The organism is Wylensekiella montiformis (genome assembly GCF_009697385.1).
Taxonomy (GTDB): domain Bacteria; phylum Bacillota; class Negativicutes; order Selenomonadales; family Selenomonadaceae; genus Selenomonas_A; species Selenomonas_A montiformis.
Map to the genome: position 1 here is coordinate 65,076 of NZ_VUNL01000004.1, position 11,521 is coordinate 76,596.

Sequence of the window (11,521 nt, forward strand, 5' to 3'; positions counted from 1 at the left end):
TATATACGATATAGAATAATGACGCCATTAAATTTATCAATATCCATTCAGCAACATAAAACAAATATACTATACAAGTCTATGTATTAATCAATTAGTATTTGTCCATCAAGAATTTTTTTCCTTTCACATATCCATATATATTTATTAGGGTATAGCTTAATGACAAACTTAAAGCCATACCTAATATTCCTAATATTGGATAAAGAAAAAACACTAATAAGCAATGCAGTAAGACTACTCCCGAAACACATTTACACAGGGGTTTAAAACATTCAAATTTTAATACCACTGTCATATATGGACTCAACATAACAGAAAAAACAGATAACAAGCTAAAAACTAAAAACGCAGGAATTGCTCCATCATATTTACCCACGAAATACAGTTTGATAAATTCAACTATAAAAACATCTGTAACAGCAACAAACAAAAACATAACTTTAAATATCTTTGACTGCAATTCAAACAGGTCTTTCATTTTTTGTTTTGTTTCGGCATTTACTATCCCCGGAAACATAACCGTAGTAATAGCCCCCAGTATTAATGCATATATATTATAAAACTGAAAAGCCACTCCATAAGATGCCAAATCACTTTCAGGCGCAAACGAACGCAAAAAAAACACGTTAATATTTGCCAAAACTGTTAACAGTGCCATATATATAAACAAAAATTTGTAATCACTATTAAATATTATCTTAAAAGTTTTCACTCCATCTCCCAAACATTGATCGAGCGAAAAAAAGGTAAAGACTTTTTTATTTATCATTGCTGCCGCTAAAAAAGCTAGGCTATTTAACAGGATGACAGATATCGCTAAAATTGAATTTGTGAACAAAACCACATAAACAAATATGAGTGTAGCAAAAATTCCAACACGGTACAGTTCGACATAATTATACTGACTAAAATTTTGCACATTCTGGTATGCAGTTTTTATAAATTCCGAAAAGCATACTGCTACGGTTAATAACGTGATTGCTAAAAGGCCAGTACCTTTTATGCCAAAAACAATTCCGAGTAAAATGGTGAAAAGCACCACCAACACTGTCTGAACAAAACACAACGATGTCTTGTCTTCCTTTAGAGATAGCTTATTACAACCAACAATGTAGATATTATTTACACTAGCAACAAAAATTCCCGATACCAAACCACTAACTGATAATAAGAACGTATATAATGCATACTCCCCATAATCCATATACCTTATGATTAATAGTGTTATCACCCCCATGAGTCCTTTAGAAAAAAAACTTGTTATAAATACATAAAGCATATCTTTAGCTTTTGAACCAAACTTCAACATATTTTCTATCTTTCAATATACCCTTTCCAGTTAGCTTGCGGTTTAAAGTGTAAATTAATACTACGCCAATCCACGCTTGCACCATTGTTTTCACAATATGCTCTTATATCCTGTTCATCATAACAAAACCCATCTAAATTCATCGCATTATTAATCACAGGTATTTTATACGGATCAAACCCTATCAAATGCGCACACACAAAATCAACAAAAAATGGATTAGTACCACCAGCTATAAGTCCTGCATGTTTAGGAGTCGGTTCTAACGGACCATTTTCCTCACCAGCTACCACCCCATCAACTACACAAAAATATTTCCGCTGTGGTTCTTTATGAATAACGCCCCTACTATCTGCGAATAATAAAATTCGATTTAAATCTAGGCACATTCGCCAAACAGTATCATTTCCATGCCAGTCGCCATTCCCCATATCATAGTCGGTCTTCGTTACGATTTTATACAGGCGATGAAGGACTCCAAATGGGAAATTCATAACAAAAAACTGATATCGACTCAATTTAGTGTTTTTTATTAAAATATTATCCATTGCAAATCGTCGCCATTTATAATGTAACCTCCCTAACGAACCTACATCATCGGCAAATTCATCGCCTCCATCTGCCGGACTTCCCACACGATAATGCGCTAAAAAATTTTTATCTCCATTAGCACCCACCATATTTTTGCTATTTATCGTAACTCCAGCTTTTCGATGTGTTTTTAACTTAGGTATACTTATAACAACATCCGCATCTAAAACACTTCGCGAAAATAAATATCTATGTCCATTTGTATGCTGTTTTACAATAAAGTTTCTATCATAGTCAGCCCCATATAACCGATCGGGATTAGCAACATCCTGCAACATTGACTTATCTTCTAGATTGCATAATACATACCCACGAGGGTCACCTTTCAAGTCAACTCTTACTCCTGTATCAAAACCTCCAACATATGCATTTTTCCGCAAATCTATCAACTCAATCATTACGTTTTTACTATTGTAATAATCGACTAACTGTTTCACACCATTTCTTTCAACAATAGTTTCGAAATCAGCATTAGCTTGCGGTGCATCTGCTATTATAATCTTCCCTGTGCCTTGTAGTGCCAATAACACATAATCAATAATTGGCCTTATAACAGCGCCATGCGTTACAAGACTTTGTATATCTGGATCACCTGCATTATCGTGATATACAAAATTAGGCTTCAGTAAAACTGTATCGCCCTTATTAATCAATTCACAAAATGGATTCCATTTAGGTGTTCCATAATTTTCCTCATCCAACCCAAGATTTTTCAACATATCTCGAACGGCATGATATACAGGATTATTCTCTGATACAGCATCTTCCCGTTTGAATATAAACTCGGGATACTCTTCACTCGGTGAATATGGAGGACAATCAGGATACATCGTTTTGTTATTAATATGAACTGACACATTATTCATTTCAATCTAACTCCGATATTATATATCTATACTTACCACTAGCTGCACGCCTAACCTCATTGACGTATTGAATATCCATCTTTAGATATTCACCTAGTTTACTTTGCACCGCGCTCTTTATAGCCACCTCATCGTCTATTGTGTAATCTTTGCCTTTCACTATTCGCATTGTTACCAAACCGGGGGTGTTTTGATAAAATTGATAATATTTGACACGATCAAAAACGTCAGAATGGAAGTTAATGGCCGTCATCGAAATTTTATTCCCCTGACTTGTAACTAACATCTCTTGAAGCCATCGCCCCTCGATGTCTTTTAAAATACGACCTTTAAAACCACATTTAGTCTTTACACACTCTTCATAACTCGCATAATCAGCAGTACGATAACGAATTAATGGCAAAACGTAGTTGTTAAATCCTGTGGCAGTAATTTCTCCCATTATCCCAGAATCATTAATAACATCACGGTTCTTGTCTAACAATTCAGTATATCCATATAATTCTTCTATATGGTAGTGATCTTCCAAAGCACATCCATTTGCTAAACTACACATTTCTGAGTGTCCGTATGACATATACATCCGACAACCAAACGCATTCTCAATAATTTCTCGTTGTCCTTTATATAAATTTTCACTAGTTGCAAAAATCGCCAATGGCTTGTATGTTAGCCTATCTCCTGTTCGGTTCATATATTCCGCTAGCATCAATATTGATGAAGGATACACATGAAAAAAAGGTATTTTTTCCTTATTTAACTTATTAATAAATTTGTGACAAACTTCATCTGTCATGTGAAAAGGATCCAATACTAGTGAGCGATTCTTCTTTTCATAACGCCACAGCTTATTATCCGGCAAAACATTGTTTCTTAATACGACCATTTCTGATTTACCAGGGATATAGCCGACTTCGCCCCAAAGATAATCATACATTGCCTTTTCCCTTGGAATGGTCAATCGCTTTTGCGCGTAAAAAATCAGCTGCCGTCCCGTTGTACCACCTGTTGTAATTTGGAATCTTTGCCTGTTAGAGAATTTATCGGATAGCATATCTAATAAATTATTTCGAATAACTTCTTTATCGATTGTCGGAATCAGGGATAAATCGTCTAAATTGTTAAACTTGTACGGATTAAATCCCGCCTCGTTAAACTGCCGATTGTAAAATCTTGTCGTTTCATGGGCATGTATCAATAAATTCCTTAATTGCCTTATCTGATAATCATGAATTTCATCCTGCGACCAATTTGCTGATTCGTTAAGTAATTTATACATTTTTGCATATTCTGGTCCATATTTGATTTTTTGAGGAAGTGAACCATATAATCCACCAATGACATTTCGGACAGGATACGGTAACGCATGATATATTTTTCGCAATTTATTCAAAGCCAAATCCCCCTAGTATCAATCACACATTTGCCAGCCAATAAATTGCAGTCAAGTTCTTTAAATTCCTTATGGTCAACCAAAAGTAGTACGATGTTAGCCTTGGCAATAGCCTCTTTATACCCGCAAAACTCTACATTAGAATAGCCCTCTAGTTTTTTCGGCAATTGGGTTACATTGGGTTCCACCGCATAGATATGGGCGATGTTCTTTTCCGCCAATTCCTTGGTTATCTGCAAAGACGGACTTTCCCGCAAATCGTCAATATCCGGTTTGAATGCCAAGCCTAGACAAGCCACCCTTGGTTCCTTTACGTTGCGGATTGCATCAAATACTTTAGCCATTACATATTGTGGCTTATTGTCGTTGACCTGCCGAGCCGTGCGGATAAGTCTTGCTTCCTCTGGTGCCGAGTCCACGATAAACCACGGATCGACGGCAATGCAATGCCCGCCGACGCCCGGGCCTGGCTGGAGAATATTCACCCGCGGATGACGGTTAGCCAAGCGAATAAGCTCCCAAACATTAATATCCAGCTTATCGCAAATCATAGACAGTTCATTGGCAAAGGCGATATTCACATCGCGGAAGCTATTCTCGGTCAATTTGGAAAGCTCGGCCGTACGACTATCCGTTTCCAGAAGTTCTCCCGTCACAAAATGGCTATAGAATTCAACCGTTTTCTTTGTAGAAGCATCATCCACACCGCCGATGATGCGATCATTTCCCGGCAATTCGACAACGATTTTCCCCGGCAAAACTCGTTCCGGACAATGTGCGAAATACAACGTCTTATCTTTCAGTTCCGGACATTCCGAAAGCACCCAATCCCGAACCTTTTCCGTAGTTCCTACCGGACTGGTGGATTCCAAGATTACCAGATTTCCCTCTTCCAAATAAGATGCAACTTCGCGAGCTGCCGATTCGACAAAGGACAAGTCTGGTTTCTTATCACCCTTAAACGGCGTCGGCACAGCTAAGATAAACACATCAGCCTTATGCGGTTTGGTATCTGCCTGTAGCTGTCCCTCACCGACAGCTTTTTGTACCCACTCTGCCAGACCTGGCTCGACAATATGAATCTTCCCTGCATTGATGGTATCCACCACATGCTGCACAGGATCCATACCATACACCTTAAACCCATGATTGGCAATCAACGTTGCCGTTGGCAAACCTATATAACCTAACCCAATTACACTAACCGATTCCATTAACAACCACGCCCCTTTGCTTATTTTTGGTAAAATAATTTTTCGAATTTATCTACCACAGTGCGTATATCGTACTGAGACAAATCAATATGTTCCTGCCCGTTGTAATCTCCCTGCATAAATGCCGCAAACACTTCTGACTTAAATGTTGCCTGATTAAAACTAAGGATTGGTCGCTTACTCATGGCATAATCAATCAGCTTACTTGGCCTTTGATTACTGTTGTCATTATCAAAGTTAATAACAAAATCCCATGTCGCCATTTCAGGAATCAAGACTTCCCTGTCAACCGCCTCCCGTATCTCTAGCTTATCTCCTAGTTTCTCCTTGTATTCTGCTAACAAACCAGCTGTAAAGGCATCTGCGATAGCATAAACGACAAAACAAAAATCCTGCTTTAAGGTAAGCAAATACTCAAAAAAGAAACGTGGATTACGGATAGACTCGTAAAACACACCAGCATATCCAAAAGTCGGCACTGCATTTTTTCGATAAGCACTATCTGGAATATCCATCAACTTAAATCCTTGCGGAATAACCTTTATTTTTTCTGGTGGCAAGTATTCCAAATAATTATTTCTAGCAGCCTCAATCGGGATAGTCACATAGTCAAACTGATTCAACACCCATTTCTCAAAATATTTTAAATAAAAAGCCTTTTTAAAATTAGGATTTTTATATAATGGATCACCACAATCGGCAATCAAGACTGTCGATTGCGAAGTGAATTTCTTTATAAAAGCTAAAGCTACATTCACATAAAATGGGTAACTAATAGATATGATAACATCATAATCATTATGTACCAACAAATGCTTTCTTATCATTTTATATAAACAAAATGCATATCTTACCATTGTTGGTCCTTCGCCTATAAAATATACAAACGCACTTCTAAGACCACCAAAGGAAGACTTTTTTCTTCTCAAAACACTTTTTTTCATCTCTCCATGTGGTACTGTCATATTATTAACTCGGCTTGCTACTTGTGCATCTTCAGGTAAAAAAGTCGTAATTATATTCCCTCGTTTTAGTAATTCTTCTACCAATTCATAAGTACGAAAAGCACGTGGATTTTTCTCAGGTTTATACCACCTAGAAGCAATAAGAATTTTCCCCAAAAGTTATCACCTTTTATCCATCAAAAATTACATTTTATCGATTATTTGGCACTAGTTTATAGTCTTTCCATAATACGCCAATCATAATCCAATATATATAATAAATACTATCAACATTGAAAGCACTTAATAGTAATGAAAAAAAGGAAATTCCAAAAACAATCCAAGATCTCCTTTTTTCATTTTCAGACAACAGATATTGCTGGTATATCACATACAAACATCTAATAAACATAATCACAAAAGATATAAGCCCCAGCGCACCAGTTTCAGCTAACAATTTTGCATACAAATTATGAACTGGAGGCCAATCCCCATCAACAGTTGTATTGGAACTCCAAATCATAATTTCCTGAGATATCCATGCCCATTGGGGATAATAATCGCTGGCATAAAATCCGTACTCTCCCCATCCTACACCACATATTGGATAATCTGTAAATATTTTCAATGCGGCAACTGTTGATCCAAATCTTGCAGCATTTGATCCTAAGAAGCCTGTATCATTATTAAATGAGAAAAATACATTTATCATCATATTTACTAAGTCATCATCATTGAAGAATATAATTCCTAGCAATAATACAACCATTGTTATTCCCAATAATATTTTTTTTACGTTTACATATCTACGTACCGCAATAATTGTAAACATTGTCATCAATACATAACCAAAATAAGCTGTTCGCGAAAACGAAAACACCAATAATAATGTAAAATATATGAACAATAATACATAAATGATTCTATAATTACTTTTTTCTATACACAATTTAATTATATACGGAATAACAAAAAGGACATACATAGCAAAATATGATGCTTCACTAGCTACAGAGTGCACTCGCACCATTTGAGTTAAATCAACTATATCACTAGAATTTCTTCCTATATTTATAAAATTATTATCTATGAATTCTTTTAATTCTATTCCAATAGGCCCCCCCATTAAAGATAATAACTCTACAAACGAATACAATACTACAATTATAATTGACACATGCACTCCACGTTCAAAAATATTTATCAACGATTCTTTGCGAGAATGAAATATATTTATAATCATTAAAGGAACAATATAAAACAACATTAATTTAAATAAACTTATAATATATGTATAAATGCCATTTTTTCCTTGAAAGACCAATTCATTCATTCCAAAAACATTCGTCACACCGGATAACAACACACTTACCAAAAAGAATAAATATATTATCGCATCTGTTCTTTTGGGCAAAATAATTTTCTTTTTCATCAAACAAAAGCACAAGCCAAAAACGACTAATAATAAGACCGGATAGGTTTGTCCATGTTTTGAAATACGACTCAGTGCATCTATTATCAATGTGCCATTAAATGGCAACATAACCACTGCCAAAAAAAATAATTTAAATGCTATTTTTTCATTTATAATCACTATGATCACCTATTTAAAAAAATATTTAAACTTTTCTCCCAGCATAGATATAATCATTAAAATTTTTATATATTGTTTTTTACACAACCAAAAAAATAATTTCCAATGTAATGGAAGATATTTAAAATCAAAGCTCTTAAAGCTTTTTATAATATCTTTTCTTGATAGCACCTCAAATAGTCCCAAACTTTTTTCTTTATATCCCATGTCACTATTCATGATATTACGCACATAATTCGTTATAGATAAAACTTTTCTATTATTCAATGCTTCTTTATATACATCTGATAAATTATTTTTTATTATTGTATTTTCCATAAATTTAAATAGGTTTTTAAATTTATCAACATCATCTTTCCTGTATATCTTAGTTACGGATTTATCATTTTCTTTGTTGTAATGATAATATGTATCCGTTGTATATAATATATTATTCATATGTTCGAAAACTTTTAAATTATACCATAAATCCTCTCCAGCTACGATATCATCTCTTTTGGGAAAAAACTTATTTTGCATAAATTTTGTATAATACATTTTACACATTGAAAGGTTTAAATCATCTAAACTAGCAGGACAAGCTTTTTCTTTTCCGACCAATCCAAACAATCTTCGATACAGTATATTTCCATCGCCATGGAAATATACTGTTTTATCTCCAAGCATATTATTTTTTCGTGATAAACCATAAAACTCTCTTATATAGGGAAAAATAACACACTCTAAATCTTTATATTCTTTGAAATAATTTACACATTTATAAACGCAATCTTCATCTATCCAATCATCCGCATCTACAAACATAACCAATTCACCAGTAATATATTGAAATGCGTAATTTCTAGCTTCACCTGCACCACTATTTTTTATTAAAAACGCTTTAATAGCATTGCATTCCATTCGAAACTCATTTATTATATCTTGACTTTTGTCACTAGAACCATCATTAACCACAACTATTTCTATATTCTTATATGTTTGACCGACTAAAGAAGCCAAACATCTAGATAAAAATTTCTCTGCATTATACACTGGAACTATAATACTAACTAAAGGATCCCTCAACAATTTAAACGCTCCTTCAATAATTTAAAAACCTCTTTCGGTTTTATTTTCATCATGCAAGTATTTTGCTTACACGCAGAATAATACTTACCATCATAACATGGGCTACATGCTAATTCCTCGACTTTACACAAACATACTACATTATCTCTATTAGGCAGAAAATCAGCTGGCGATGTTGGTCCAAACAATGCTACTAAATACGTTTCTGTCATTCCAGCTAAATGCATTGGTTCTGAATCATATGTTACAATTGCATCTACGTTTGAAAAAATCCCTATTAAATCTACAAGACTTGTTTTTCCGATCAAATTGATTATATCAAGTCCATGAAAATATTGACTAACCCATTCATCACTAGGTGCACCAGTTATAATTACTCTAACATTCTTATCAATTAGCAAATTGACCAGTTCAACATAATTATCTATTGGCCATTTCCTACACCACCGGCTATCTATGTTCTTACGTACCCCCCGAAGACAAAAGAACACATTTACTATCCTTTAACAGAAATTTTTTATATACAGAATTTAAATCCACATTTTTATAACTCGCTGAATGTAGCCTCTTTTTGTTTTTAGGATTAATAAGTGATACATATTCGTCAGTATGTGCTCTTCCTGGTACAGGTTTCATTATTCCGAGTTTATGGCTAAACATGTTATAACAATTACTTCTAGCAATCAATACTAACGCCCTATAGCGCCTATCCGCATGGGCTAATGCTATAACATCATATTTCTTCCATCCGATTGCCCTCCACGTCCGAAAAATAACTGATAATTTCTGAAATAATGTACCCGAATATAATTTTTTATCATCTATGGAAATAATATGATCAATTGAAAATTTTTCCAACAAAGGCAATATGCTTTTACCACAGATCCATGTAATATCCGCATTTTTATCTAATTTTCGAATTTCTTCAACCATTGGCAGTGCCATTATAACATCACCAATTGCTGCAATTTTTACTATCAAATATCGCTTTGCCATTGTTTCAATGCTGCCAAGACTTCTTCTTTATCCACAGCATACGTTCCCAATTTACTAACTTCGATTCCAGCTGCACAATTTGCCATCTCAATAGATGTTGGAATGGACAAATCAGCTCCAATGCCTGCTGTAAATTCTGAAATCACCGTATCGCCTGCCCCAGACACATCAAATACTTCCTGCGCTACTGTGGGAATTGTTATTTCTGTATCTCCAAATATGCTGATTCCTTTTTCGGAGCGAGTTATCATAACGGAATCTACGGCATATTTTTCATAGATTTCCTTAGCTGCATCTCGCAGGCTATCTGTTTCATTAGGCAATTTCCGTCCTAATACTTCTCCTGCTTCTTTTACATTGGGTGTGATGTAACTTGCTCCGCGATATTTTCCCCAGTTGTTGCCTTTGGGGTCAACGAGTATGGGCATGGATTTTTCCTCACATTTCTTTATCGCATACTGGCACAGTTCTTCTGTACACATTCCTTTGCCATAGTCGGAAATAATTACAGCATTTACACCACTGTCAATGATTTTGTCGATAAATGTTTTTAATTCATGTTCTGCATTTTCCGCGATGCTGTCCGTTTCCTCAAAGTCCAGACGCATCATCTGCTGATGTCCGCCTAATACTCTGACTTTGGTCGTGGTCTTTTCCCGGCCAAGGATTATCCCTTTGGTATTTATCCCCTGTTTCTTCAATTCTCTGATCAGAAGTCTGCCGTGATGGTCATCACCGATTGCCCCGGCTAAATAGGTCTGACAGCCCAGCCTTGCCAAATTATGCGCTACGTTTGCAGCACCGCCAAGCGTATCTTTTTTTCTGTCGATGCAATTGACTGGCACAGGAGCTTCTGGAGATATTCGTGTGACATTGCCATAAAAGTAACGGTCAAGCATCACATCGCCGATAACCAGAATTTTACAATCCTGTACTTTGTTTTCCAGAAAATCGATTATTTCTGCCTTGGTACTCGCATCCACCTTAATACTCCTCGTCAATGTATTCGCAAATCATATGCCCAATCATGATATGGCATTCCTGCACGCGAGCAGTTACCGGGGCCGGAACTTTCAATGTAATATCCGCCAGCGCACTCATTTTGCTATCTTTCTGACCTGTTAGGGCCAATGTTTTCACGCCCTGTTTTTTTGCCTGTTCGAATGCCTTGATAATATTTCCACTATTGCCAGAAGTAGAGATACCAATCAGGACATCCCCTTCCCGTCCCAAAGCTTCTACCTGACGGCGAAATACTTCATCATAGCCATAGTCATTGCCAATTGCTGTTAAGATAGAGGTATCTGTGGTAAATGCAATAGACGGAAGCCCTTGCCGCTCTTTGACGAATCTGCCCACAAATTCTGCGGCAATATGCTGACTATCCGCAGCGCTTCCACCGTTGCCGCAGAGCATGATTTTGTGATCGCTTTTTATGGCCTGTCGACATATTTCAGCCATCTTCTCCAATTCTGGCAGGCAATCAGCCTTCAGCGCTGCCACAGCCTGTTCATGTGCCTCTATCGTTTTCCGAAAATCCATA

The 11,521-nt window shown here is 35.8% G+C and carries 11 protein-coding genes; all 11 read right to left on the bottom strand.

The features are described 5' to 3' along the window. Window positions 1-94: 94 nt before the first annotated feature. The 11 genes from FYJ78_RS04550 to gmhA are packed head-to-tail and all read right to left on the bottom strand — an operon-like array spanning window position 95 to window position 11,520. Window positions 95-1,312, bottom strand: coding sequence for an MATE family efflux transporter (locus FYJ78_RS04550; RefSeq protein ID WP_154620235.1), 1,218 nt, complete (start codon window positions 1,310-1,312; stop codon window positions 95-97). 5 nt (window positions 1,313-1,317) lie between these two features. Further along, window positions 1,318-2,769 (bottom strand): DUF362 domain-containing protein, encoded by a 1,452-nt coding sequence (locus FYJ78_RS04555; RefSeq protein WP_154620236.1) that lies wholly within the window; start codon window positions 2,767-2,769, stop codon window positions 1,318-1,320. 1 nt (window position 2,770) lies between these two features. Then, a complete protein-coding gene (locus FYJ78_RS04560) occupies window positions 2,771-4,162 on the bottom strand; it encodes a phenylacetate--CoA ligase family protein (RefSeq protein ID WP_235899836.1) in 1,392 nt (463 codons plus the stop codon). After that, window positions 4,159-5,376, bottom strand: a complete 1,218-nt coding sequence (wecC, locus tag FYJ78_RS04565) for a UDP-N-acetyl-D-mannosamine dehydrogenase (protein WP_154620237.1) — start codon at window positions 5,374-5,376, stop codon at window positions 4,159-4,161. The genes FYJ78_RS04560 and wecC overlap by 4 nt, the downstream gene beginning before the upstream one ends. Window positions 5,377-5,396: 20 nt before the next feature. Further along, window positions 5,397-6,497, bottom strand: a complete 1,101-nt coding sequence (locus tag FYJ78_RS04570; protein ID WP_154620238.1) for a glycosyltransferase — start codon at window positions 6,495-6,497, stop codon at window positions 5,397-5,399. Between the two features lie 34 nt (window positions 6,498-6,531). Then, window positions 6,532-7,869, bottom strand: a complete 1,338-nt coding sequence (locus tag FYJ78_RS04575; RefSeq protein ID WP_328597644.1) for an O-antigen ligase family protein — start codon at window positions 7,867-7,869, stop codon at window positions 6,532-6,534. Between the two features lie 54 nt (window positions 7,870-7,923). After that, window positions 7,924-8,982 (bottom strand): glycosyltransferase family 2 protein, encoded by a 1,059-nt coding sequence (locus FYJ78_RS04580; RefSeq protein WP_154620240.1) that lies wholly within the window; start codon window positions 8,980-8,982, stop codon window positions 7,924-7,926. Continuing rightward, window positions 8,976-9,473, bottom strand: coding sequence for a glycosyltransferase family 9 protein (locus FYJ78_RS04585; protein WP_154620241.1), 498 nt, complete (start codon window positions 9,471-9,473; stop codon window positions 8,976-8,978). Before FYJ78_RS04585 ends, FYJ78_RS04580 begins: the two co-directional genes overlap by 7 nt. Then, window positions 9,445-9,978: a glycosyltransferase family 9 protein gene (locus FYJ78_RS04590; RefSeq protein ID WP_154620242.1), complete on the bottom strand. Its 534-nt coding sequence runs from the start codon at window positions 9,976-9,978 to the stop codon at window positions 9,445-9,447. Before FYJ78_RS04590 ends, FYJ78_RS04585 begins: the two co-directional genes overlap by 29 nt. Further along, entirely contained in the window at window positions 9,960-10,961 is a 1,002-nt protein-coding gene (rfaE1, locus tag FYJ78_RS04595; protein WP_328597634.1) for a D-glycero-beta-D-manno-heptose-7-phosphate kinase, read from the bottom strand. The genes FYJ78_RS04590 and rfaE1 overlap by 19 nt, the downstream gene beginning before the upstream one ends. A gap of 1 nt (window position 10,962) precedes the next feature. After that, a complete protein-coding gene (gmhA, locus tag FYJ78_RS04600) occupies window positions 10,963-11,520 on the bottom strand; it encodes a D-sedoheptulose 7-phosphate isomerase (RefSeq protein ID WP_154620243.1) in 558 nt (185 codons plus the stop codon). Window position 11,521: the final 1 nt, after the last annotated feature.

Excerpts from the sequence above, each read along its gene's own strand:
- FYJ78_RS04590 (WP_154620242.1), bottom strand. The coding sequence starts at position 9,978 with ATGGCAAAGCGATATTTGATAGTAAAAATTGCAGCAATTGGTGATGTT.
- wecC (WP_154620237.1), bottom strand. The coding sequence starts at position 5,376 with ATGGAATCGGTTAGTGTAATTGGGTTAGGTTATATAGGTTTGCCAACG.
- FYJ78_RS04550 (WP_154620235.1), bottom strand. The coding sequence starts at position 1,312 with ATGTTGAAGTTTGGTTCAAAAGCTAAAGATATGCTTTATGTATTTATA.
- FYJ78_RS04555 (WP_154620236.1), bottom strand. The coding sequence starts at position 2,769 with ATGAATAATGTGTCAGTTCATATTAATAACAAAACGATGTATCCTGAT.
- gmhA (WP_154620243.1), bottom strand. The coding sequence starts at position 11,520 with ATGGATTTTCGGAAAACGATAGAGGCACATGAACAGGCTGTGGCAGCG.